The 24,582-nt window shown below is 63.4% G+C and carries 20 protein-coding genes; 7 read left to right on the top strand and 13 right to left on the bottom strand.

The window, feature by feature from the left end:
* Positions 1 to 86 precede the first annotated feature (86 nt).
* On the top strand, positions 87 to 1,589 hold the full coding sequence (ppx, locus tag ACLEJW_RS11605; protein WP_145190976.1) for an exopolyphosphatase: 1,503 nt from the start codon (positions 87 to 89) through the stop codon (positions 1,587 to 1,589).
* On the opposite strand, the gene ppk1 is transcribed toward ppx, so the two are convergent.
* Positions 1,576 to 3,813 carry a polyphosphate kinase 1 gene (gene ppk1 / locus ACLEJW_RS11610; RefSeq protein ID WP_440777563.1) on the bottom strand — a complete coding sequence of 746 codons (2,238 nt, stop codon included), beginning with the start codon at positions 3,811 to 3,813 and terminating at the stop codon, positions 1,576 to 1,578. The genes ppx and ppk1 overlap by 14 nt on opposite strands.
* 213 nt (positions 3,814 to 4,026) lie before the next feature.
* Here ppk1 and ACLEJW_RS11615 point away from each other — a divergent pair, with 213 nt between their 5' ends.
* Positions 4,027 to 4,668 (top strand): DedA family protein, encoded by a 642-nt coding sequence (locus ACLEJW_RS11615; protein ID WP_313297101.1) that lies wholly within the window; start codon positions 4,027 to 4,029, stop codon positions 4,666 to 4,668.
* 22 nt (positions 4,669 to 4,690) lie between these two features.
* Positions 4,691 to 5,359 carry an isoprenoid biosynthesis glyoxalase ElbB gene (elbB, locus tag ACLEJW_RS11620; protein ID WP_145190963.1) on the top strand — a complete coding sequence of 223 codons (669 nt, stop codon included), beginning with the start codon at positions 4,691 to 4,693 and terminating at the stop codon, positions 5,357 to 5,359.
* Positions 5,360 to 5,383: 24 nt separating this feature from the next.
* On the opposite strand, the gene ACLEJW_RS11625 is transcribed toward elbB, so the two are convergent.
* The 8 genes from ACLEJW_RS11625 to ACLEJW_RS11660 all read right to left on the bottom strand — a co-directional run bounded on the left by ACLEJW_RS11625 (position 5,384) and on the right by ACLEJW_RS11660 (position 13,945).
* A complete protein-coding gene (locus ACLEJW_RS11625; RefSeq protein WP_145190960.1) occupies positions 5,384 to 5,833 on the bottom strand; it encodes a YaiI/YqxD family protein in 450 nt (149 codons plus the stop codon).
* 28 nt (positions 5,834 to 5,861) lie between these two features.
* The gene (locus ACLEJW_RS11630) at positions 5,862 to 7,808 is read right to left on the bottom strand and encodes an FTR1 family protein (protein ID WP_440777564.1); all 1,947 of its coding nucleotides are present in this window, start codon (positions 7,806 to 7,808) and stop codon (positions 5,862 to 5,864) included.
* 188 nt (positions 7,809 to 7,996) lie between these two features.
* Positions 7,997 to 9,421 (bottom strand): efflux transporter outer membrane subunit, encoded by a 1,425-nt coding sequence (locus tag ACLEJW_RS11635; RefSeq protein ID WP_440777565.1) that lies wholly within the window; start codon positions 9,419 to 9,421, stop codon positions 7,997 to 7,999.
* The gene (locus tag ACLEJW_RS11640) at positions 9,418 to 10,293 is read right to left on the bottom strand and encodes an efflux RND transporter periplasmic adaptor subunit (protein ID WP_145190951.1); all 876 of its coding nucleotides are present in this window, start codon (positions 10,291 to 10,293) and stop codon (positions 9,418 to 9,420) included. Before ACLEJW_RS11640 ends, ACLEJW_RS11635 begins: the two co-directional genes overlap by 4 nt.
* Positions 10,290 to 10,502, bottom strand: a complete 213-nt coding sequence (locus ACLEJW_RS11645; RefSeq protein ID WP_145190948.1) for a DUF1656 domain-containing protein — start codon at positions 10,500 to 10,502, stop codon at positions 10,290 to 10,292. The genes ACLEJW_RS11640 and ACLEJW_RS11645 overlap by 4 nt, the downstream gene beginning before the upstream one ends.
* On the bottom strand, positions 10,499 to 12,586 hold the full coding sequence (locus tag ACLEJW_RS11650; RefSeq protein ID WP_313297118.1) for an FUSC family protein: 2,088 nt from the start codon (positions 12,584 to 12,586) through the stop codon (positions 10,499 to 10,501). The genes ACLEJW_RS11645 and ACLEJW_RS11650 overlap by 4 nt, the downstream gene beginning before the upstream one ends.
* On the bottom strand, positions 12,583 to 13,035 hold the full coding sequence (locus ACLEJW_RS11655) for a MarR family winged helix-turn-helix transcriptional regulator (RefSeq protein ID WP_313297121.1): 453 nt from the start codon (positions 13,033 to 13,035) through the stop codon (positions 12,583 to 12,585). Before ACLEJW_RS11655 ends, ACLEJW_RS11650 begins: the two co-directional genes overlap by 4 nt.
* 121 nt (positions 13,036 to 13,156) lie before the next feature.
* A complete protein-coding gene (locus ACLEJW_RS11660; RefSeq protein ID WP_440777566.1) occupies positions 13,157 to 13,945 on the bottom strand; it encodes a tetratricopeptide repeat protein in 789 nt (262 codons plus the stop codon).
* Between the two features lie 204 nt (positions 13,946 to 14,149).
* On the opposite strand from ACLEJW_RS11660, the gene ACLEJW_RS11665 reads away from it, so the two are divergent.
* Positions 14,150 to 14,707, top strand: a complete 558-nt coding sequence (locus ACLEJW_RS11665) for a WYL domain-containing protein (RefSeq protein WP_145190937.1) — start codon at positions 14,150 to 14,152, stop codon at positions 14,705 to 14,707.
* A 20-nt stretch (positions 14,708 to 14,727) separates the two neighbouring features.
* On the opposite strand, the gene ACLEJW_RS11670 is transcribed toward ACLEJW_RS11665, so the two are convergent.
* Genes ACLEJW_RS11670 through ACLEJW_RS11685 form a run of 4 tightly spaced genes read right to left on the bottom strand, consistent with a single transcriptional unit; the run spans position 14,728 to position 18,412 of the window.
* Positions 14,728 to 15,591, bottom strand: coding sequence for an ABC transporter permease (locus ACLEJW_RS11670; RefSeq protein WP_145190934.1), 864 nt, complete (start codon positions 15,589 to 15,591; stop codon positions 14,728 to 14,730).
* Positions 15,592 to 15,605: 14 nt separating this feature from the next.
* Complete coding sequence (locus ACLEJW_RS11675; RefSeq protein ID WP_313297131.1) at positions 15,606 to 16,469, bottom strand: ABC transporter ATP-binding protein; 864 nt, start codon at positions 16,467 to 16,469, stop codon at positions 15,606 to 15,608.
* A gap of 6 nt (positions 16,470 to 16,475) precedes the next feature.
* Entirely contained in the window at positions 16,476 to 17,495 is a 1,020-nt protein-coding gene (locus ACLEJW_RS11680) for an ABC transporter substrate-binding protein (RefSeq protein ID WP_313458185.1), read from the bottom strand.
* A gap of 17 nt (positions 17,496 to 17,512) precedes the next feature.
* Positions 17,513 to 18,412, bottom strand: a complete 900-nt coding sequence (locus ACLEJW_RS11685; RefSeq protein ID WP_145190925.1) for a TauD/TfdA dioxygenase family protein — start codon at positions 18,410 to 18,412, stop codon at positions 17,513 to 17,515.
* A 520-nt stretch (positions 18,413 to 18,932) separates the two neighbouring features.
* On the opposite strand from ACLEJW_RS11685, the gene bcsQ reads away from it, so the two are divergent.
* Genes bcsQ through bcsB form a run of 3 tightly spaced genes read left to right on the top strand, consistent with a single transcriptional unit; the run spans position 18,933 to position 24,573 of the window.
* Positions 18,933 to 20,069, top strand: a complete 1,137-nt coding sequence (gene bcsQ, locus ACLEJW_RS11690; RefSeq protein WP_313297139.1) for a cellulose biosynthesis protein BcsQ — start codon at positions 18,933 to 18,935, stop codon at positions 20,067 to 20,069.
* Complete coding sequence (gene bcsA, locus ACLEJW_RS11695) at positions 20,066 to 22,279, top strand: UDP-forming cellulose synthase catalytic subunit (protein ID WP_440777567.1); 2,214 nt, start codon at positions 20,066 to 20,068, stop codon at positions 22,277 to 22,279. The genes bcsQ and bcsA overlap by 4 nt, the downstream gene beginning before the upstream one ends.
* Positions 22,276 to 24,573 (top strand): cellulose biosynthesis cyclic di-GMP-binding regulatory protein BcsB, encoded by a 2,298-nt coding sequence (gene bcsB, locus ACLEJW_RS11700; protein ID WP_440777568.1) that lies wholly within the window; start codon positions 22,276 to 22,278, stop codon positions 24,571 to 24,573. Before bcsA ends, bcsB begins: the two co-directional genes overlap by 4 nt.
* Positions 24,574 to 24,582: the final 9 nt, after the last annotated feature.

Consider the following 24,582-nt stretch of genomic DNA (forward strand, 5'->3'; position numbering starts at 1 on the left):
CCTGCATCAACGCCTGGCGTGCCACGCGTTGGCGACAACGAAGGATCGTGGCACGATTGCCGGGTTACCGACCGAGAACTCACAGAATGCCGCATACCACCGCGAAGAACCTGTCTCTGATCGCCGCCATCGACCTGGGCTCCAACAGCTTTCACATGGTCGTGGCCAAGGCCCACCATACCGAGATCCGCATTCTCGAACGGCTCGGGGAAAAGGTTCAGCTGGCTGCCGGCATCGACGAAGAGCGCCGGCTCAGCGAAGACGCCATGGAGCGAGGCCTGGAGTGCCTCAAGCGTTTTGCCCAGTTGATCAACGGCATGCCGGCAGGCTCGGTGCGCATCGTCGGCACCAACGCCCTGCGCGAGGCGCGCAATCGCAACGAATTCATCCAGCGCGCCGAGGCCATCCTGGGCCACCCGGTCGAAGTCATTTCCGGGCGCGAAGAGGCGCGGCTGATCTACCTGGGCGTGTCGCACACCCTGGCCGACACCCCTGGCAAGCGTCTGGTCGCCGACATCGGCGGTGGCAGCACCGAATTCATCATCGGCCAGCGCTTCGAGCCGCTGCTGCGCGAGAGCCTGCAGATGGGCTGCGTGAGTTTTACCCAACGCTATTTCCGCGATGGCAAGATCACCCCGGCCCGTTATGCCCAGGCCTACACTGCGGCGCGGCTCGAACTCATGAGCATCGAGAACGGCCTGCACCGCCTGACCTGGGATGAAGCCATAGGCTCTTCCGGGACCATCCGGGCCATTGGCGCGGCGATCAAGGCCGGTGGGCTGGGCAACGGCGAGGTCAACGCCGAGGGCCTGGCCTGGGTCAAGCGCAAGCTGTTCAAGCTGGGCGAAGTGGAAAAAATCGATTTCGAAGGCGTCAAACCCGACCGTCGCGCCATCTTCCCAGCGGGCCTGGCGATTCTCGAGGCGATCTTCGATGCCCTCGAGCTGCAGCGCATGGATCACTGCGACGGTGCGCTGCGCGAAGGCGTGCTGTTCGATTTACTAGGGCGTCACCATCATGAGGATGTCCGCGAACGCACCCTGAATTCGCTGATGGAGCGTTATCACGTCGACCAGGGCCAGGCAGCCAGGGTCGAACGCAAGGCCCTGCACGCGTTCGACCAGGTGGCCCAGGCGTGGAAACTGGACCACGGCAATTGGCGCGACTTACTGGGCTGGGCGGCGAAGATTCATGAAATCGGCCTGGACATCGCCCATTACCACTACCACAAGCACGGGGCGTACCTGATCGAGCACTCTGACCTGGCGGGCTTCTCGCGCGACGAACAGCAAATGATGGCGCTGCTGGTGCGTGGCCATCGTCGCAATATCCCCAAGGACCGATTCGCCGAATTCGGCGACGAGGCGATCCAGTTGATTCGCCTGTGCGTGTTGCTGCGCTTCGCTATCCTGTTCCATCATATTCGTGGCAATCAGCAGATGCCGAAGGTGGTGCTGCAAGCGGGCGATCACAGCCTCGAAGTGGTGTTCCCCGACGGCTGGCTGGAGCACAACCAGCTGACCCAGGCCGACTTCGCCAACGAGGCGGAGTGGCTGGCCCGGGTCGGCTTCGTCCTCAGCGTACGTTGAGCACGGGGTTGCTCAGGCGTTCCAGCAAGGTCGCCTGGGCACTGCGCGGGTTCTGGTTGCCGGTGGGCGTGCTGCGCACATAGCGCCCATCCGACTGCAAGGTCCAGGCGTGGGTGTTGTCGGTCAGGTAGCTTTCAAGCTCTTTCTTGACCCGCAGCAGCAGCTTCTTGCCCTCGACCGGGAAGCACGTCTCGACGCGCTTGTCGAGGTTGCGCTCCATCCAGTCGGCACTGGACAAGTAGATCTGCTCCTCGCCGCCATTGAGGAAATAGAACACCCGCGTGTGCTCGAGGAAGCGACCGATGATCGAGCGCACCTGGATGTTGTGCGAAACCCCCGCGATACCCGGACGCAGGCAGCACATGCCGCGCACCACCAGGTCGATCTTCACACCCGACTGGCTGGCCTTGTACAGCGCCTTGATGATCTTTGCATCGGTCAGCGAGTTGAACTTGGCGATGATGTGCGCAGTCTTGCCGTCCAGGGCGAACTGGGTTTCCCGAGCGATCATGTCGAGCATGCCCTTTTTCAAGGTGAATGGCGCATGCAGCAGCTTCTTCATGCGCAGGGTCTTGCCCATGCCGATCAGCTGACTGAACAGTTTGCCGACGTCCTCGGTCAGCGCGTCGTCGGAGGTCAGCAAGCTGTAGTCGGTGTAGAGTCGGGCATTGCCGGCGTGGTAGTTGCCGGTGCCCAGGTGCGCGTAGCGAACGATCTCGCCATGCTCGCGACGCAGGATGAGCATCATCTTGGCGTGGGTCTTGAACCCGACCACACCGTAGATCACCACCGCGCCAGCAGCCTGCAAGCGGCTGGCCATCTGCAGGTTGGACTCTTCGTCGAAGCGCGCGCGCAGCTCGATCACTGCCGTGACTTCCTTGCCGTTACGGGCGGCATCGACCAGGGCATCGACGATTTCCGAGTTGGCGCCGGAGCGATACAGCGTCTGGCGTACAGCCAGCACATGCGGGTCCTTGGCCGCCTGGCGCAGCAGGTCGATCACCGGGGTGAACGACTCAAACGGGTGCATCAGCAGGATGTCCTGCTTGCCAATCACACTGAAGATGTTGTCGGCGTTTTGCAGCAGCTTGGGGATGGCCGGGGTGAACGGCGTGTATTGCAGCTCAGGGTGGCTGTCCAGGCCAGTGATGCTGAACAGGCGCGTCAGGTTGACCGGGCCATTGACCTGGTACAGCTCGCTCTCGCTCAGGCTGAACTGCTTGAGCAGGTAATCCGAGAGATGTTTCGGGCAGGTGTCGGCAACTTCCAGGCGCACTGCATCGCCGTAGCGACGCGAGAACAGCTCACCCCGCAGGGCGCGGGCAAGGTCGTCGACTTCTTCGGAGTCCAGCGCCAGGTCAGCGTTGCGGGTCAGACGGAACTGATAGCAGCCTTTGACCTTCATGCCCTGGAACAGATCGTCGGCGTGGGCGTGAATCATCGATGACAGGAACACATAGTTGTCACCGGCACCGCCAACCTCCTCCGGCACGCGGATCACCCGTGGCAGCAGACGTGGCGCGGGGATGATGGCCAGGCCCGAGTCGCGGCCGAAGGCATCGACGCCTTCGAGCTCGACGATGAAGTTCAGGCTCTTGTTCACCAGCAGCGGGAATGGATGGGTCGGGTCCAACCCGATCGGGGTGATGATCGGGGCGATTTCGTCGCGGAAATACCGACGCACCCAGGTCTTGAGCTTGGGGGTCCAGTAGCGTCGACGGATGAAGCGAATCGCATGCTTTTCCAGCTCTGGCAGCAGCACGTCGTTGAGAATGGCGTACTGTCGATCAACTTCGGTATGCACCAGCTCGCTGATACGCGACAGCGCCTGATGCGGCTGCAAGCCGTCGGCACCGGCCTGCTCGCGGGCAAAGTTGATCTGTTTCTTCAGCCCGGCCACGCGGATCTCGAAGAACTCGTCGAGGTTGCTGGAGAAGATCAGCAGGAATTTCAGGCGCTCGAGCAGCGGATAGGATTCGTCCAGCGCCTGCTCGAGCACGCGGATATTGAATTGCAGCTGCGACAGCTCGCGATGAATGTACAGGCTGCTGTCGTCCAGGCTCGGGGCGACGACGGCCGGCGCTGGCGCTGGCGCCGGCTGCGGGGCGATGGCCTCGACCGCAGGCTCGACAGCCTGCGGCAGGTCCGGAGGGGTCTGTACCAGCTGTTCGGGGACTGCCTGGGCGTCCTTGATCGCGACAGGGGTTAGCACTTCATTATTCATCTGACGTTCCTGAGGACGTTAACGCCCTATGATCAATTGAGCGGCAAGATAAGCGTCCATTATGACGACGGTGTGACAGCTTGGCGCAAGCGGCGGCTTCAGGCTGGCAGTATTGTCTGTGTAGGAAATGTTCACGTCGAGACACATTTGGACACTTTCAACAACGCGCGCGAAGGGGTAGGCTGCGCGTTCATTTCGCCAGCACCTCAGAAAATGCTCCAACAATTCCTGCAGGATTTCGGCTACTTTGCCCTTTTTCTCGGCACCTTCTTCGAAGGCGAGACCATCCTGGTTCTTGCGGGCTTCCTCGCGTTTCGCGAATACATGGACATCAAGTTGGTGGTCATGGTTGCCTTTTGTGGCAGCTACGCAGGGGACCAGCTCTGGTACTTCATGGGGCGGCGCCATGGACGCAAGATCCTTGCGCGCAAGCCACGTTGGCAGGCCATGGGCGACCGGGCGCTGGAGCACATCCGGCGCCATCCGGATATCTGGGTACTGAGTTTTCGCTTCGTCTATGGCCTGCGCACGGTGATGCCGGTGGCCATCGGCTTGTCCGGCTATCCGCCACGTCGCTATCTGCTGCTCAACGGCATTGGTGCTGCCGTGTGGGCGCTGGTGCTGGGCCTGGCGGCTTATCATTTCGGTGCAGTGCTCGAGGGCATGCTCGGCAGTATCAAGAAGTATGAGCTGTGGGTACTCGCAGCCCTGCTGCTGCTCGGCATCCTGCTGTGGGTGCGCCGGCGTTTTCGTAACTTGCGCGCCGAGCGCCGCGCCGCCGCAGAACGTCAGGCGGCTGCGCCCGAGCAGCACGTAGTGGCCGAAAAACAGTCCAAACAGGGCGACCACCGTTAGGCGCGTCAATGGAGCAATGAGCATGACCAAGAAAGTTGCGGTGATTCTTTCCGGCTGCGGCGTTTATGACGGCGCCGAAATCCACGAGAGCGTGATCACGCTGCTGCGCCTCGACCAGCGTGGCGCCCAGGTGCAATGCTTTGCGCCGAACATCGCGCAGATGCACGTGATCAATCACCTGACCGGCGAAGAACTGCCTGAATCACGCAATGTGCTCGTTGAATCGGCACGCATCGCCCGTGGCGACGTGAAGGACGTTCGTGAGGCCAAGGCAGAGGAATTCGATGCCTTGATCGTCCCGGGCGGCTTCGGCGCGGCCAAGAACCTCTCCGATTTTGCCGCACAGGGCGCCGAGTGCAGCGTCAATCCCGACGTGCTGGCGCTGGCCGAAGCCTTCGCCGAGGCGTGCAAGCCAGTGGGGCTGATCTGCATTTCACCCGCCCTGGCGGCCAAGATCTACGGCCCAGGTGTGCTCTGCACCATCGGCAATGATGCCGACACTGCCGCAGCCATGGAAAAGATGGGCGCCAAGCATCAAGAGTGCGACGTGCACGACATCGTCGAAGACAGCCAGCGCAAGCTGGTGAGCACCCCGGCCTACATGGTGGCCCAGTCGATCAGCGAAGCGGCCGGCGGCATCTACAAACTGGTCGACCGGGTGCTGGAACTGACCCACGAAGGCGATCAGTAGGCGCGTGATGCCGAGCTGGACCGGTTATCTACTCAGCCGAGTGAGGATCCGGTCCAAGGCATTGGCGAACGCCTGCTTCTCGCGCTCGCCATAAGGCGCCTGCCCTCCCCCGACCTGGCCCTGCTCACGCAACTCGGTGAACAGGTTGCGCACCGCCAGGCGTTCGCCCATGTTGCGCTCATCGAACTCGCGGCCGCGCGGGTCCAAGGCTGCAACGCCTTTCTTGATCAAGCGGTCGGCCAGCGGCACATCGCTGCAGATCACCAGTTCGCCGGGTACCGCGTGCTCGACCAGATAATCGTCAGCGGCGTCCATGCCGCTGGGCACCACGATCAGGCGCACGATGGCGAAGGCTGGCTTGGCCACGGCCTGGCCGGCCACCATCACCACCTCCAATTGGCGCTTGAGGGCAAATTTGACGATCAGGTCCTTGGCTGCTTTCGGGCAGGCGTCGGCGTCGATCCAGATACGCATGTGTTCAGTCTCTCTTCGCTGTGCCGGCTTAGCCGCGGACGGCCGCCCGGCGCTTGTCGTTCAGGCGACCACGCCCATACAACACCACAATGGCCAGCAGCGCCAGCGCCTGTGCGCTGAGCGAGTAGACATCCGGATGTATCCCCAGCCAATCGAATTCAACGAACGTCACTGGCCGTGTGCCCAGCACGCCGGCCTCCTGCAGTGCCTTCACGCCATGCCCGGCGAACACCACCGACAATGCACACAACAGGGCGGCGTTGACGGTGAAGAACAGCGCCAGCGGCAACTTCGCCGAGCCGCGCAGTATCACCCAGGCCAGGCCCACCAGTAGCACCAGCGCTGTAGCACCACCGGCCAGTACCGCCTGATGCCCCGCTGGGCCTGCCTGCAACCACAGGGTTTCGTAGAACAGGATGACCTCGAACAGCTCGCGGTATACCGAGAAGAACGCCAGCACGGCAAAGCCAAAGCGCCCGCCGCCGCCGACCAGGCTGCTCTTGATGTAGTCCTGCCAGGCCGCGGCATGCCGGCGGTCATGCATCCACACGCCAAGCCACAGCACCATGACACTGGCAAACAACGCCGTGCTGCCCTCGAGCAGCTCGCGCTGGGCGCCTCCGACATCGATGACATAGGCTGCCAACGCCCAGGTGGCGAACCCCGCCACCAGGGCCAGGCCCCAGCCAAGGTTGACGCTGCGGATCGCCGACTGCTGCCCCGTGTTGCGCAGAAACGCCAGGATCGCCGCCAATACCAGAATGGCCTCCAGGCCTTCTCGCAGGAGGATCAGCAGCCCGGAGATGTAGCTCAGCGACCAGCTCAGGCCATCGCTGCCCAACAGCTTGGCGGCCTGATCGAGCTTGGCTTTGGCATCGGCAAGGCGCTGCTCGGCCTGGCCTAAAGGTAACCCGTCCTGCAGCGATTGGCGGTAGGCCATCAGTGCGCGTTCAGTGCTTTTGCGCGCGTCGGCATCGATATTGTCGAGCGAGCTCTCGACCAGCTCGAAGCCTTCCAGGTAGGCCGCTACCGACAGGTCGTAGGCCTGGTCGTGATCGCCCGCCCGGTAAGCAGCCAGGCTCTTGTCCAAGGTGCTGGCGGTGTACTCGAGCAACTGTGCCGGGCCACGCTTGACCTGTGGCGGGTGAGCACGCTGGGCACGGAAAGCGTCAGCTGCGCCAGCGCCGTCGCTGACGGCCACCTCAGCCGGGGTCTGGCGGGCCAGGTCGGCGATGTTCCAGCGCTGATCGCCCTTGGCCCCCTCAGGCTTGGCGGTAAAGCCTGCGATATAAGCGGCGACATCCCAGCGCTGGCGTTCATCCAGTTGATCGGCGAACGACGGCATTTCCGTGCCGTCGATACCCAGGGCCAGGGTGTTGTAGAGGTCGAAAAGGCTCAACTGGTCAAGCCGTGCACTGTCGCGCAAGTTCGCCGGCGCAGGTTCCAGGCCGACTCCGGCAGGGCCATCGCCGGCCCCGGTATCACCGTGGCAGATCGCACAGTTTTGCGCATACAGCGCCGCACCGCGCGCTGGGTCCGGCGTGATCACCGGCGCTTGGCTGACCTCGTAGGCCACCGCCAGGCGGGCGCCTAGCTGGCGAGCCTGCCTGGCCACGGCCGTACCGTCCTGACGCTGATCGATCGCCTGACGCAACGCTTGCACGCCCTGTTCGAGCCCGTCGCGCTCGGCGTTGGCTGGCAATCGCTTGATCAGATCAGCGAGTACGCTGCTGAATTCCTGCTGTTCCCGATACTCGCCAGCATCGACGACGCTGCCGTTGCGCACGGTGGGCGGATAGTCGGCACCGATGTAGTCCAGCAGATGCAGAGCCTTGGTGGCCTCAGCCGGCGCTTCGGCCTGTGCCAGGGAGCTGCACAGGGCGAGCACCGGACCAAGCAGTACAGCCGGCAGCCAGGCGAACAGACGGGAGCGGGTTTTCATGGCAATCTCGAAGGGAAATGCGAAAGCGAACATTGTTCACTTGCGCTTTGCTTCGCTCAAGCGTCGCTGGCAAATTTCATGAAGATCACGACTGAAGTCTGGCGCGATGAAGCTGACCGCCATTCGTCGCTACGGCTCCGACCAACGTGAAAGCATGGAGATCCTGTCAGGATCCGGCTGCGTCAAAGCGTGACCGAAGCATTATTGCCTGGCTGACATCTTTACCGGGGAGGTTCGGCGACTGCTTTCCACCCTCCCCCCAAGGCCAGGAACACACCGATCTGCCCCAGCGCGACCTGGCTATTGGCCGCCGCCAGTTGCGCCCGCACGTCGGTGTAGGTTCGCGTCGCCTGCAGGTCAGCGAGGAATGATTCGCGTCCGGCCTGATAGTAACGGTGGGTTTGGTCGGCGGCCTGTTTGGCTGACTGCTCGGCTTCGGCCAAGGCGTCGCGGCGGTCGAGCAAGGCGCTGTACTGCGCCAGACGGGTCTGGGCTTCGCGGACGGCGTTCAGCACCACCCCGTCGAAATGCGCCAGCGCCGCCTGGGTCGTGGCCTCGGCCATGCGGATCCGGGCGCGCGTGCCATTGGTGGGAATGGACCAGCTGATCTGCGGGCCGATGCCCCAGCGGTTGGTCGACGGCTCGCCGAGGTTGTCGAGGATCCCGATGGTGCCCACCTGCGCACCGATGCTGATGTCCGGGTACAGCGCGCCGGTCGCCACACCGATTTGGGCGGTGGCTGCAGCCAGTTGCCGCTCGGCCTGGCGCACATCGGGGCGGCGTTTGAGCAAGGCCGCCCCATCGCCTACCGGAACTCGCTGGTTCAACTGGGGCAGTTGTGCACAGTCAGCGACGCCGACAGGCAACTTATCCACAGGCTTGGCCAATAGCGCTGCCAGGGTGTAGAGCCCGGTTTCGCGCTCGGCCTTGAAGCGCGGAAGCTCAGCGCGCAACGATTTGAACTGGGTCTGCGAGCGGGTCACCTGGGTTTCATCACCACGGCCGGCATCGCGCAGGCGCTGGTTGAGGCTGACGCTTTGTTCCTGCAAGTCGAGCGATTGCCGAGCGATGTGGTACTCCTCATTGGCCGAGCACACCTGGGTGTAGGCCTTGACCACATCGGCCACCAAGGTGATGCGCGCGGTGTCGGCAGCGGCCTGCACCGCATCGGCGTTGGCTTTGGCAGCCTCGGTGCCACGCTTGAAAGTGCCCCACAGGTCGAATTGGTAGGAAGCGCTGATGATCGCTTCGCCGATGTTGGCCACCGGCACCTTGTCGGGCTGCAAGAACGCCTCGCCGGATTCCTGCAGGCGCTGCGCCCCGGCCTTGAACCCGCCATTGAAGCCGCCTTGCGACTCGGCGACATCGACCTGAGCCCGCGCCTTGGCGATATTGGCCGCAGCCACGCGCAAGTCGCTGTTGGCACTGAGCGTTTGGCGTACCAGCTCATTCAAGCGCTGATCCTGATACAGCTGCCACCAGTCCTCGGGCACCGGCGCCGAAACCACGTGCGCAGCATCCTGGCGCAGTGCGCCGTTGAGGTCGCTGCGCTGCACTGCGGCCTCTGCCGGCAGCTGGTAGTCCGGGCCAACCGTCATGCATGCGCCCAGAGACAGGCACAGCCCTGCCAGGATCAGCTGTTTCATGGTTGCTGGCCCTCGAGAATCGACACCGTGGCCGTGCGTCCGGCAATCATGCGAAAGTCGGCCGGTACGTCGTCGAAGGCGATGCGCACCGGGATGCGCTGGGCCAGGCGTACCCAACTGAAGGCCGGGTTGACGTTGGGCAGCAGGTTGGCGCCGCTGCTGCGGTCACGGTCTTCGATACCGGCGGCGAAACTTTGCACATGGCCGCGCAAGCGGGTGTTGTCGCCCATCACGCGAATGTCGACGGCATCGCCGATGTGGATGCCACCGAGCTTGGTTTCCTCGAAGTAGCCATCGACATGGTAAGAGGCGCTGTCGACCACTGACAGCACCGCGCGGCCCGCGGTGACGAACTCATGATTGCGTGGCGCGCGGTCGTTGAGGTAACCATCCACCGGGCTGCGCACCACCGAGCGGTCCAGGTTGAGCTGGGCGCTATCGACCGCGACCTGGGCCTGGCTGACAGCTGAGCGAGCGCGAGCCTCGCGGGATTGGCTTTCCTCCAGCTGCTCAGCGGCCACCAGGTTACCGAGCTTGCGATTGCGCCGTGCTTCACGGGAGGCCTGGGCCAGGGTTTCCTGACGCTCGGCCAACGTCGCCTTGGCCTGGCGCAAGGCCAGGGTGAAGCGATCCTGGTCGATGGTGAACAGCACATCGCCGCGCTTGACGGTCTGGTTGTCGCGCACCTCGACCTGCTGGATCAGCCCGGACACATCCGGGGCGACCTGGATCACATCGGCGCGGATGTGCCCGTCGCGGGTCCAGGGGGCGAACATGTAATACACCACCATCTGCCACACGAGCACGGCGGCGAAGGTCACTACCAACAGGGTCAGGACCACACGGCCCAAGGTCAGCAAAGGTTTTTTCATGGCAGCATCAGGCTTCGGCAAAAATGGTCGACCGCGCCCAGCAGCACGGCGTAGAGAGCAACGTTGAACAGCGCCCGGTGCCAGACCAGGCGGTAGAAATGCAGGCGCACCAACACGGCGTGCACGCCCAGAAACAGCAAGTAGCTGGCTAGCATCATGACCAGCAGCGTAGGCAGAAATACCCCGCTGACATCCACTTCTCCGATCACAGGGGCGCTCCGTCGAGGCCGTTGGGCAGTTGCGGTTGTTCGGCAGGCTCGAGCATCACTTCGACACCCGGCAGCAGGGCCAGGCGCAAGCCACTCAAGGCATGCAACAGGTGAGTGCGGGCATCGCCGCGCTCGTACAGCTCATCCAGGTTCAGCGCCAGGCGCGCGCGCTCCATGTTGCGCAGCAGCGCAGGCGGGGCGTGCAGGCGCTCGCCAGCGCGCAGGCAGGCGGCGTAATGCGCACCGACCTCGTCGATCACCGTGGCGAGGCGCTCGCGGGCCTGCTGCCCGGCCCGCGGCAGGTAGGCCAGCAGGTCGAGCAGATTCAGCCCCACACGTACATCGCGCAGTGCCACGCCGCTGTCCTGGCCGGTCTGCGACAAGCGCGGCAGGTGCTGCATCAGCCTGTCGAGCATCTGCACCCCCAACTTGCGCTGCTCGGCCAATGTGGCTGGAACGGTCATCTCGACGATGTCGCGCCAGGCGAAACGGGTCATGCGCTTGGCCGCGAGCTCGACGCCGAACGGGCGCATCACCAAGGTCCAGATGAAGGCGAACAGCAGACCCACCGGGCCAGCCAGATTGGAATTGAGGAAGGTGAAGAAATCAGCATCGTAGGCGCCCTGGATACTGATGAAAGTCGAGGTGTTGACGATCGTCAGCAGCGTGCCGAGGTAGAAGCGCGGCTGGACGGTCAAGGTACCGACACAGATGAACGGAACGGCGAAGGCCAGCACCAGCATCGGAAAGTCATGCAGATTGGGCAGCACCAGGAACAGGTACAGGCTGGAGAAGATCACCGACAGCAAGGTCCAGAAGAAGAACCGGTAGATCTGCGGCGCCGGGTCGTCCATGGCGGCAAAGAAACTGCACGACACGGCAGCGAGAATCACCGCACTGGCGCCGTCGTGCCAGCCCAGGCCAATCCACAGACCGCAGGCGACCACGATCGCCAGGACCGTGGACGCCACTGAATACAGCATCAGGCCGCGGTCGAAGAACGCAGTCAGCCGGCCCAGGCGCCAATGCCGATAGACCGCCCGCCACGGCCTGGGGTCATCGCTGCGCAGGGCATGCTGCAAGGCGCAACAGTCCTGCCACAGGTCGGCCCACTCGGTCAGGCGAAACAGGGCGTTGGACAGCAGCAGTTCGCTACGCTGGTCGAGCGCTGCGGCACCGGGCTGCAAGCGTTCGATCTGCTCGTGCAGCGCTGCCCAGTGGGCGACGTTGGCGCTGTCGGCGGTGCCCTTGAGCCAGTGCCGCGCCGCTTGCAGCACTGGCTGAAGCTGCGCGAACTGGGCCGGCGCGCGGCCCTCCAGCGCGACCAGGGCATCGTCGAGCGCATCGACCACCGGCAGCAGGTGAATCATGCGCCCGCGCAGTTCACGGGCATTTTTCAAGGTGTGTGGCCCGGCACCTTCGTGGCCGAGCTGGCCTATCATCAGTTCCAGCGAGTTGAAGGTGGTGACCATGGCGCCGCGCATGCCGCCGACATTATCGCCATTGGCTTCGCGTGCAAGGTAACTGTCACTGTAGCGGATGGCTTCGGTGAACCAGTTGCCGGTGGCGCCTACCACCACCGGCGCGAGCCGGCGCGGCCAGAAGATCGCGCCCACCACTGCCGCGCAGACGATGCCCAGGCAAATCTCCTGAGCCCGCGAAGAGGCGACATCGAATACCGCCGTGGGGTTGTCGACCACGGCCAGGGCGATCATCGGCAGGGTATAACCGGCCAGCATCAGCACATAGTTGTTGGCAGTGCGCAGGTTCAGTGACAGGAACAGCAACGTACCGGTCCACAAGGCGATGGCGATGCTCAGCAGCAACGGCGATTGCACCAGCGGCGGCACCAGGAAGATCGCACCGCCAGCACCGAGCAGCGTACCCAGCGCCCGGTACAGCGCCTTGGAACTGGTAGGGCCGAGGAACGGGCTGGAAACGATGTAGACCGTGGCCATGGCCCAATACGGACGCGGCAACTGCAGCAACAAGGCGATGTACAGGGCGATCATCGATGCGGCGAACGTGCGCACGCCGTAGAACCAGTCGCGGGCCGGTGGTACCGAACTGAAAAAGCCGTTCATGCCACCCCGCCCGGCGAGCCCAGGCCTGCCGCCTCGAATGCCCGTAGCACACGCAACGCAGCCTGCAGGTCGGCAGTATCGATGCCCTGCAACACCTCATGGCGCACCCGCACCAGCTCCGCCTCGATGGCCTCGGCCAAGCGCCGGCCCTGGTCGGTAAGGCTCAGCGCCTTGGCGCGACGATCGAGCGGGTCTTCGCTGCGGCGCACCAGGCCCGCCTTGCACAACTGATCGAGCAAGCGCACCAGCGACGGGCTTTCCAGGCCGGCTGCCTGGGCCACTGCAACCTGATGCACGCCATCGCCAAGGCGCACGATCATCAGCAATGGGGCGGCGCAGGCTTCGGAAATACCGTAGCCAGTCAGCGCGTTATGGCAGATGCGCCGCCAGTGGCGAGCGGCAACGACCATGCCGCTGCTGACTTGCAAGCGCAGGGAGTCAATCGACATAAAGAACCACGGATATTCATAGTTTGCTAACTATCAATATACGCCTGTGTGTACCCCTGTCGTCAACCATCGCCGACGGAGCGTCGCCGCTGTCGCGCTCGACTACCGATTCAGCGGCAGGCTAGCGCTGGTCGTCGCGGTTCAAGGTGGCGGCCAGGGCGCTACCCAAGTGCAGCGCCCTGTCGCGCCAATGCAGATAACGTTCCGCGTCGCACCCGGCGAAGTGCACTGCCAATTCCTCTGCCGCCTGCACCACGCCATCGGCGGCCGCCAATTCCAGCCAATACAGACCCGCCTTGCTATCAGCCGTGCCACACAGCCCGTGCAGCAGGCGGTAGCCGACTTCGAACCGGCAGCGTGCGTCGCCGCACGCTGCGCCACGCTCGAACCAGGTATAGGCCTTCAGCGGATCGAGCCGCCAGTCCAGTTCGCCATCGCAGACCTCTTCCTCGTACAGGTCGCCCAGGGCCGCAGCCGCACTGAGCATGCCGCGCTCGAAGGCTTGTCGATAACAATGCTCAGCCCAGCGGTAGGACCGCTCCACGCCTTTGCCAAAGTAGTGCTGCTGTCCGAGGTTGAACCAGGCGGCGGCGCTGCCCTGGACAGCCGCCATGCGCAGCAGGCGCCCGGCCAGCGCGGTGTCAGCTTGCCAGTACTTGCCGTTGAGCCAGATCCAGCCCAGGTCATTGAGTGCAGCCACACTTCCGTTCACCGCCTGGCGGCGCAAATCGGCGTAGATCGCCTGCACGTCGCTGGCTTGGTCCAGGCGAGTGACCAGGAGCGCCTTCTGGCTGGGCGTCCCCACCCCGGCGAAGCGTCGTTGCCGCGCACGGTCAGGAACGGACGGACCGATGACCTGCCGGGGCAGCAAGTAGGCAAGCAGCGAATGGATGTTGTTGGCAGCAGACATGTTCGTCCTTATTGAACCAGCCACATGACCGAACAAGGGTCTTGATGAAGCGATTCTGCGCGCTGACACGTCAAAACCCGTCGCGACCGATTTTGCCCGAGGCAACCAAATCGGCATTCTTGAATCAAATCCAGTCATGGCTAATTGCCACAACCGCTCAAGCCGTCACCCTGTTGCGGCAAGCCTAGCCAAGGACTCTCTCTTTTGCCGTTCGCCACCACCCGCGCCACCCTCAGCCGACAATGGGCACTGTTGCGTGTACTGCCCAACCGCTCGCCAGGCATCACCAGTGCCGATCTGGCCATGCGCTTGCGTGACCTGGGATTCGAGGTCAGCAAGCGTACGGTCGAACGGGACCTCAATGAGTTGTCGCTGATCTTCCCGCTGGAGCGCAACGACAGGAGCATTCCGTTTGGCTGGCATTGGGCGGCCAATGCCCATAGCGAGCAGCGCGGGCACTTGGCCCTGCAGGATTTTCTCCGCGCTGATGGGCTGGGCGCAGTGCATGGCGAAGGGATTGAGCTGCAGGCGTGGATCAGCGACGCCTTGGCCAAGCAGCTGCGTGAAGCGCCATTGAGCCCTGACATGCAACTGACTGCGCTGGAACATGGCCACCGGTTGCGCGCCAAGGTGGAGGATGGTTGGCCACTGCGCTCGTGGGTGCTTGCCCAGGGTGAGGCCCTGATGATCGAGCAACCTCACGCGTTGCGCGAGGAGATCATCTCGATCTTGAGCGAGGCAGCCGCACGCTACAGCAGGTAACCGTGGCGCCGATGCACGCGCTAACGCTGCATCCCCCAGCGGCGCACCGTCAGCCGCTCCAGGGTATTGAACACCAGCCCCTCGACCAGCAATCCGATCAGGATCACCACCGCAAGCCCGGCAAATACCTTGTCGGTATACAGCTCGTTGCGGTTCTGGAAGATGTACCAGCCCAAGCCACCCTTGCCACTGCTGGCGCCGAACACCAGTTCGGCGGCGATCAGAGTACGCCAGGCGAACGCCCAGCCGATCTTCAGCCCGGAGAGAATCGACGGCAACGCCGCTGGCACCAGAATGTGCAGAACCAGGCGCAGCCCTTTCAAGCCGTAGTTGCGCCCAGCCATGCGCAAGGTCTCCGACACGCCGAGAAATCCTGCATAGGTGTTGAGCGCCAACGCCCACAGCACCGAATGCACCAGCACGAAGATCAGGCTGTTATCGCCCAGCCCGAACCACAACAACGCCAGTGGCAGCAAAGCGATGGCCGGCAGTGGGTTGAACATCGAGGTCAGGGTGCCCAGCAAATCGCGGCCCAGTTGCGTCGATACCGCCAGACTGGTGAGGCCGAAGGCCAGGACGATGCCCAGTACATAGCCCTTGAGCAGGATCACCAGCGAGACGCCGACCTTGGCCGGCAACTCGCCGCTGATCAGGCCATCCCAGAGCGCCGCGGCGGTTTGCAGGAACGTCGGTAGCAGCAGATCGTTGTCCTGGTAGCGGGCGATCGCTTCCCACAAGACGGCGATGATCAGCAGGATCACCGCCTTGCGCAGCCAACCGTGCTGCCACAGACGTTGCCCCAGCGGCAGCGGGCGCTGCACAGGCACACTGAGCAAGGGCTGCAGCTGCACCTCGTATTCCTGGCGTACAGGTGGAGTGGTCATGACTGAAGCTCCTGTCAGTAGGCGATGCGGATATCGTTGAAGCCCAGCTCATCGACCTGTTCCGCGGCCAGGGCCTCGTCGAACAGCAAGCGATGGATGCGCCGTGCGCTGGCCTGAAAGTCGCTACCGCCCAAGCTGCCCAGGTCGTACTGGTGGCTGTGCACTTCGGCGCGCACCCGTCCTGGGTGCGGCGACAACAGCAGGATGCGATTACCGACCACCAGCGCCTCTTCGATGGAGTGGGTGACGAACAACAGGGTGAAACGCACCTCCTGCCACAGCTGCAGGAGCTCCTCCTGCATCTTGCGTCGGGTCAGGGCATCGAGGGCTGCGAATGGCTCGTCCATCAGCAGGATCTTGGGTTGGGTCGCCAGTGCCCGGGCGATGGCGACGCGGGCCTTCATGCCGCCCGACAACGTATGCGGATAGGCGTCGGCGAACGCCGCCAGGCCGACCTTGTCCAGGTAATCCAAGGCGCGCTCCTGGGCCTCGGCGCGCTTGAGCTGGCCGGACACCAGGAGCGGGAACATGACGTTCTCCTTGACCGTTTTCCATGGCGGCAGCTGGTCGAACTCCTGGAACACCACAATTCGATCAGGGCCAGGACCGTTGACCGGCTGGCCCTGCAGGAGGATCTGCCCCTCCTGCGGGCTGATGAAACCAGCCACGGCCTTGAGCAAGGTGGACTTGCCACAGCCCGAAGGGCCAAGCAGGACGAAGCGGTCAGCACGGTCGACTTCAAAGCTGACCTGGTGGGTAGCCCGCACCACGCGCTGCGCGGTACGGTACTCGAGGCTCAGGTTGTTCACCTGCAGCAGCGGCGGGGTTGCGACAGGGCTCAGGTTGCTGGCCGTGTGGCCTGGCAATGGGGCGGTCATGATCGGTCAGCTCCCCTGCAACGGGCGTTCATCCTGGAAGAAATAGTCCTTCCACGATTCTGGCTTGTGCTTGATCGCGCCTACCCGGTAAAGGAATTCGGCGAGCTTGTAGGTGTTCTTCGGCGTGACGGTGAATTCGTACTGCGGATTGTCGATCAACTCGATCAGCGCGTCGCGGTCGATCTTGGCCTTGGTCACACGGATGTAGGTGTCAGCCGCGGCGGCCTTGTCGTTTTGCGCAAAATCCGCCGCCTCGGCCAGGGCGTCGACGAACGCCTTGTAGGTCTTGGGGTTGTCCTTGCGGAACTTTTCGGTGGCGAACAGCAAGGTCGGCGAGTTCGGCCCCAGCAGGTCGTAGCTGTTGAGCACTACATGCACGGCTTTGTTGGCCAGCGCCTGGTCCTGGAACGGCGGGTTGGAGAAGTGGCCATTGAGCTCGGTACCGCCGGCCAGCAGCGCAGCGGTGGCATCCGGGTGCGGCACCGCGAGCGTGTACTTGTCGAGACGGTTGTATTGTTCGTCGCCCCACTGCTGCGCCGCGGCATATTGCAGGAAGCGCGATTGCACCGAGACACCCACCGCAGGCACCGCGATACGGTCCTTTTCGGAAAGATCGGCAACGGTCTTCACATTAGGGTTACTGCTGACCAGGTAGTAGGGGAAATTACCCAGCGATGCCACAGCCTTGACGTTTTGCCGGCCTTTGGTGCGGTCCCACACCGTCAGCAGCGGACCGACCCCGGCCCCGGCGACGTCGACCGAGCCGGACAGCAGCGCATCGTTGATTGCCGAACCACCGGAAAGCTGGGCCCAGTCGACGTCGATGTCGATCCCTTGCGCCTTGCCGTGCTTCTCGATCAGGTGCTGATCACGCACTACGTTGAGCAGCAGATAAACGATGCCGAACTGCTCGGCGATGCGAATTTTGCCCTCGGCCTGCGCCACGGCTGGGGCGGCCAGGCTGCCGATGACCAGGCTCGCGCCCAGGCCGATGGTGGCCGCCAGGCGGCTGATGGATCTGTGCATGAAAGTGTCCTCAGTCGTCAGAACGGGGCGTCGCCCTGGATGGTGGTGCGGAACAATTTGCGGCGAAGGTGTGCAGGGCAGCCGGCAGCGAGGTGAATCAACGAGCGGTTGTCCCAGAACACCAGATCGTGGGGCTGCCACTGATGGCGGTAGATGTTCTGTTCCAGCACGCTCAAGGCATGCAGCTGCTGCAGCACGTCACGGCTTTCATCGTCCGGCAGCCCGACGATGCGGGTGGTGAAGCCTTCGCTGACGAACAGCGCCTTACGGCCGCTTTCCGGATGGGTTCGCACCACCGGGTGGATGACTTCCTGGACCTGTGCCAACTGTTCAGCGGTCAGGGTCGGGCGCCAGTTGCCCTCGAACTTGGTCTCGGCGTAGCGCGCGGTGTAGGAATGAGCGGCACTGCGCCCGGCAACCACCTTGCGCAGCGCCTCGGGCACCGCGTCCCAGGCTTTGTGCATGTCGGCGAACAGCGTATCGCCGCCTTCGCTGGGCAATTCCTGGGCATGCAGCATCGAGCCCAGGCTCGGCAGCGCTTTATAGGAAAGGTCCGAATGCCAGAACTTGCCGGCATCGCCCAGGCCGATGTTCTGGCCGTTTTCGATGATGTTGGAGACGATGAGGATTTCCGGATGGCCTGCCAACAGGAACTGCTTGAGCACGTGGATCTGCAATTCGCCGAAGCGGCGGCTGAAGCTGATTTGCTGAGCCGGACTGATGCGCTGGTCGCGGAACACCAGCACATGGTGATCGAGGTGGGCGCGATGGATACGGGTGAAATCCTCGGCATTGACCGGCTTGGCCAGATCCAGGCCGATGATCTCGGCGCCTACGGCACCTGAGAACGGGCGGATTTCAAAAGCTTGCGGCTGGGCGCTGTCGATGGACGACAAGGCGTTCGAGGCGGCTGACATGTTTCACTCCCACGCAGTGCGCGACTTCAATGGCGCGCAACGATCAGAAACGCACGGGGTTTTCCCGTGTGGGTTCAAGTCGTGCGGCGCATCGATTGGTCGACGGGTACGCAATGGCAGAAACTATATCGGCATAACGAAAAGCTTTTAAATATCATTATTGAATAAGCATATGAGACCAGCGGTGAGCGGATTCCCGACGATCTGCCATGCGCAGGTCGCCTATTACTAATGGAATATCGCTATCATCTGTACGCTTTGTCCTACAAGGTTTTAAGAGCTTCGCTTTAAAAAATTGAGAAATAGCTCAATTTTTCGCCACTCTGGCCGAAAACCTCAGTAAGGCTGATCAATTAGTCAAATTTCCGGCGGAATTTCTGTATTTTTGTCCGCCAATCGGAAAAATAGCGCGCTAAACAAACAAATTATTGACACAGGCATTTTGATATCAGACTCTTGCCCCCGTTAACGGCCTGATCTGACCTTGCCGTTCAGATAGTCGTAGGCTGGATATCCGTATATGAGCAAAGCAGATGATATCGGGAACCTGTTCCTCCGTTTTGGAGCGAGCGCGGAAAGCTACAAAGAGATCAACTCCGAATTCGAGTTTCACGAGCCGCTAACGCCGGATGCGCCGCCGAGCCTCCCAGCCCCGGTGAAAGCCGCTGCGGTGCAGATCGTGGAGCTCAAGCGTGCGGCGCCCGTCAGCGAGCCGCTCCCGGAGAAGGTGCCGACCACGGTCATGACTCCACGTCAGGCAGGTGCAGCGTTGCCACCGCGCTCGTTGCGAGATCGCCTGGAGCAAATCGCCCATGAGCGACGCTCGCGGGCCCCGCTTGCGGCGCAGGTCGCCACGCTGTCCAACCCGGCCAGTTCGCCAGCCCGTCGCCCACAAGCTCACGTGATCGCCGTGGTCTCGGCCAAGGGCGGGGTCGGCAAGACGACCGTCGCCGCTGCGCTGAGCAAGTTGCTCAAGCACAAAGGCCGGGTAGTGGCGCTGGACCTCGATGCGCAGAACGCACTCGTAAGCCATTTCCATCTACCGCGCAGCACGCCCGGCCTCAACCAGGCCGTTTTGCACGGTCATGGCTGGAGCGATGCCTGCTCCCCGACCGAGGCCGGCGTGCAGTGCATCGCGTTTGGCCCTGCCAATGCCGGGGACCTGCGCAACCTCGAAGCATTGCTCAGCGAACAGCCCGATTGGTTGGCTCGCCAACTGGCCGACCTCAGGCTTGGCCGCGACGACGTGCTGGTGATCGACCTGCCTACCGGAACGTCGGCCTGGCTCAATCCGGTGCTGGCCATGGCTGATCAGGTGATCGCGTTGACCCAGGCTGATGCCGCTTCCTACCTGGTGCTGGACAAGCTGCAAGCGTGGCTGTCGCTGCTGCCAACGCAGGTGTGCGCCTATGTGGTCAACAAAGTCGATGCGCAACAACCGCTGAGCCTGGACATGAGCGAGCTGCTGCGCCAGCAACTGGGCAGCCAGTGGTTGGCCGAAATCCCCGCGGACCTGCAGCTCGACCAGGCCCTGGCCTTCGAGTACGAGCCGTTCGATCAGCCGACCGACAGCCCTGCCTGCCAGGCGCTACGGGCGATCGCCGAGCATCTGACACTTGAAATCGAGCACAGCCGTAAAGAATCTGCCGCCCAATGACCGCACATCAAACCCAAACGCCGGCACTGCCTGCGTCGAGAGTGGCGCGGGCGACTGCCTGGTTGTCCCGCCTGCCCAGCGCTGTGAAGTGCTTGGTAAAAGCCTGTGCAGTGCTCGCCGGGCTGATGGCGCTGGTGGCGGTCATCACCGCGCCGCTGGAGCTTGAGCGACAATTCGCGTTCGCCGGGCTGTGCTTCGTTTGCCTGCTGGTGTTACGCAAAGTGCCGGGGCGGCTGGCGGTGCTGATGATGATCACCTTGTCACTGCTGGCCACTCTGCGCTACGTGTACTGGCGCCTGACCGACACCCTGGGCTTCGACAACTGGCTGGACATGATTTTCGGCTACGGACTGGTGGCGGCGGAAACCTACGCGCTGATCGTCCTGGCGTTCGGTTACATGCAGACCGCTTGGCCGCTCAAGCGCAAGCCGAAGATCCTCACCATCGCTCCCGAGCAATGGCCAGTGGTCGACGTCTTCGTGCCCACATACAACGAAGACCTGAGCATCGTCAAACTCACCGTGCTGGCGGCCCAGGCCATGGATTGGCCCAGGGACAAACTGCGCGTGCACCTGCTCGATGACGGCCGCCGCGAAGCGTTTCGCGAGTTCGCCCGGCAGATCGGCGTCAACTACATCGTGCGCGACAACAATCGTCACGCCAAGGCCGGCAACCTCAACGAGGCGTTGAAGGTCACCGACGGCGAGTTCGTGGCGATCTTCGACGCCGACCACGTGCCGACCCGGTCTTTCCTGCAGGTGGCAATGGGTTGGTTCCTCAAGGACGCCAACCTCGCCTTGCTGCAGACCCCGCACTTCTTCTTCTCGCCCGACCCGTTCGAGAAGAACCTCGACACCTTCCGCTCGGTGCCTAACGAGGGCGAGCTGTTCTATGGCCTGGTGCAAGACGGCAACGACCTGTGGAACGCGACGTTCTTCTGCGGCTCGTGCGCGGTCATCCGGCGCACGCACCTGCTGGAAGTCGGTGGCGTTGCCGTAGAGACCGTGACCGAGGACGCCCACACGGCGCTCAAGCTCAACCGCAAGGGCTACAACACTGCCTACCTGGCCATCCCGCAAGCGGCGGGCCTGGCCACCGAAAGCCTGTCGCGGCATATCAGCCAGCGCATTCGCTGGGCACGCGGCATGGCGCAGATTTTCCGCACCGACAACCCGTTCTTCGGCAAAGGCCTGAGCTTCGGCCAACGGGTGTGCTACGTGAACGCCATGCTGCATTTCTTCTACGGTTTGCCGCGCCTGGTGTTCCTCACTGCACCGCTGGCCTACCTGATCTTCGGCGCGCAGATCTTCCATGCCTCGGCGCTGATGATCACGGCCTACGTGCTGCCGCATATTTTCCACGCCAGCTTGACCAACTCGCGCATCCAGGGCCGTTTCCGCCATTCGTTCTGGAACGAGGTGTACGAGTCGGTGCTGGCCTGGTACATCATGCGCCCGGTGCTGATGGCCTTGATCAACCCCAAGTTCGGCGGTTTCAACGTCACCGACAAGGGCGGGATCATCGACAAGGAATACTTCGACTGGAAGCTGGCGCGGCCGTACATCGTGCTGCTGACCCTCAACCTGATCGGCCTGGGGTGTGGTGTGTTCGGGCTGATCTGGGGCCAGCCCGGCGCCGAGGTGACCATCCTGATCAACCTGGCCTGGACCGTCTACAACATCATCATCACCAGTGCTGCCGTGGCGGTGGCCTCGGAAACCCGTCAAGTGCGCACCGAGCCGCGCGTGCGTGCCGAACTGCCGGTGAAGCTGACCACCAGCGATGGCCAGGTGATCGACTGCACCACCGTCGACTTCTCGCAAAGTGGCGTGGGCCTGCAACTGCCCGAGCCGGGCTTGGTGGACAAGGGCGCAAGCGTGCAAGTGACCCTGCTGCGCAACAACCAGACCTGCGTGTTGCCGGCCAATGTGGTGTTCGCCAAGGGCCGCACCGCAGGTGCGCGCTTCAAGCCGCTGACCCTGCGCCAGCAGAGCGACATGGTGCGCATGACCTTTTCGCGCGCCGACACCTGGGCCCAGGCCTGGGGCAGCAGCAAGCCCGATACCCCGCTCGGGGCCCTGCGCGATGTCAGTGCCATCGGCGTGCGCGGCATGCTCGACCTGGCCCGCGCCACCTTCGCCGCACTGCGTCACCGACGCTATGCGCGCCCGTCGACTCCTCCTCTGAATACTTCCCTGGACCCGCAATGAACGACCTGCGACACATCGACCGCCAGCCCCACCGGCTGCGCCGGCCACGTCTGCTGCTTGCCTGCTCACTGCTTTGCCTGGCAGGTCTTGGCACCACCGCGCTGGCTGAAGAAGCCGCCGACGATGCAACGCACGCCGCGCCGGCCCCGGTCCAGGACGGTTACCAGCTGAGCTTCAAGCAGTTGGGCAAGAACTACACCATGAGCCTGCGCGGCATCGAATCGACCGACACGGTGAACTTCGATGTGCGCGCCGATGAGGTAGTGACCGGGGCGCAGTTGGACCTGCAGTACACCTATTCGCCGGCCCTGCTCAGCGATCTTTCGCAGATCAACGTGCTGGTCAATGACGAGGTCGCCGCCAGCCTGCCGCTGCCCAAGGAAACCGCCGGTACGGTGCAGAAGCAGACGGTGCAGATCCCGCCGTATCTGCTGACCGAGTTCAACCGCGTCGGCGTGCAGCTGATCGGCCACTACACCATGCAGTGCGAAGACCCGCTGCATTCGAGCCTGTGGGCCAAAGTCAGCAATGACAGCCAGCTGAACGTGCAGGTCGCACCGGTCGCGTTGCCCAATGATCTGTCGATTCTGCCGCTGCCGTTGTTCGACCGTCGCGACCCGCGCGCGTTGACCCTGCCGTTCGTGTTCGCCGGCGCGCCGGACAACAGCGTGCTCGAGGCTGCTGGCGCGGTGTCGTCGTGGATGGGCGCATTGGCCAGCTACCGCGGCGCCACCTTCCCGGTGCAGCTGCAGCGCCTGCCGGCCAAAGGTAACGCCGTGGTGTTCATCGCCAGCGCCGAGCCGCAGCAGTGGCAGGGCCTGGACCTGGCGGCGGTACAAGGCCCCAGCCTGAGCTTGATGAACAACCCCAACGACCCTTACGGCAAGTTGTTGCTGGTGCGTGGCCGCGACGCGGCTGAACTCAAGCGCGCCGCAACTGCACTGGTGATCGGCAACCGCAGTTTCGCCGGCGCCAGTGTCACCATCGACAAGCTTGATGTGTTGCAGCCGCGCCAGCCGTACGATGCCCCGAACTGGCTGCCGTCCGACCGTCCGGTGCAACTGGGTGAGTTGATCGAGACCCGTCGCCTGAGTGTTTCGGGCTACAACCCTGGCGTCATCACCGTGCCGGTGCGCCTGCCGCCTGACCTGTTCAACTGGCGTGAACAAGGCGCCAAGCTGAACCTCAAGTACCGCTATACGCCGCAACCTACCGCTACCAATTCCTCGTTGCTGGTGAGCTTCAACGACAGTTTCATCCAGTCGATGAACCTGCCGTCGGTACAGGCCATGGGTGCCGGCGAAGCCCTGCTGGCGTCGTTGAAGCAGGATGACAGCCTGGCCCGCGAGGTGCGCCTGCGCCTGCCGCTGGACAGCGTGGCGCTGCAATCGCGCCTGCAGTTGCGCTTCATGTACGACTACATCAAGCAGGGCGAATGCCGCGACATCATCATCGACAACATGCGCGGCGCCATCGACCCGCAATCGACGCTCGACATCAGTGACTACAACCACTTCATGGCCATGCCCAACCTGGGGGTGTTCAAGGACAGCGGCTTCCCCTTCACCCGCCTGGCCGACCTGTCGCAGACCGCCGTGGTGCTGCCCGAACAGGCCGGACCTGCCGAGTGGAGCGCTTACCTGACGGTACTTGGTCGCTTTGGCGAGTCCACTGGCTACCCGGCCACCGCCGTCACCGTAGCCCAGGCTGCGCAGGTGCCGAACCTGGCTGACAAGGATCTGCTGCTGTTGGCCTCGGGCAACAACCAGCCGCTGCTCGACACCTGGGCTGACCGCCTGCCCGGGCGCAACGACGGCAGCAGTCAGTACCTGGAGTTCTCCGACCTGACCACGCGCCTGCGCGACTGGATCAGCCCGGACCCGGTCGCCAACCTGCGCAAGGCGCGAGGCGCCTTCACCTTCAGCGGCGAGGCGAACGCCTACGTGACCGGCTTCGAATCGCCGCTCAAAAGTGGCCGTAGCGTGGTGGTGCTGTCCAGCCCAACCCCGGCCCAGCTCGGCGAAGTCACCGACGCGCTGATTGGCGGTGAAGCCTATACCCAGGCGCTGCAAGGCAGCCTGGCGGTGATCAAGGGCAAGTCCGTGGAATCGCTGGTGGCCGAGCAAAGCTACTACGTCGGTAGCCTGGGGCCGTTCCGCTACCTGCAGTGGCTGCTCTCGCAGCATGTGTTCGGCATGCTGCTGCTGACGGTAGTGGGCGTCGCGCTGGTCAGCCTGACCGGCTACCTGTGGTTGCGCGCGCTCGCCCGGCGACGCCTCAACGAAGGGGCTTGAAGCCATGCG

The organism is Pseudomonas sp. SMSB3, assembly GCF_052041965.1.
Lineage (GTDB): Bacteria > Pseudomonadota > Gammaproteobacteria > Pseudomonadales > Pseudomonadaceae > Aquipseudomonas.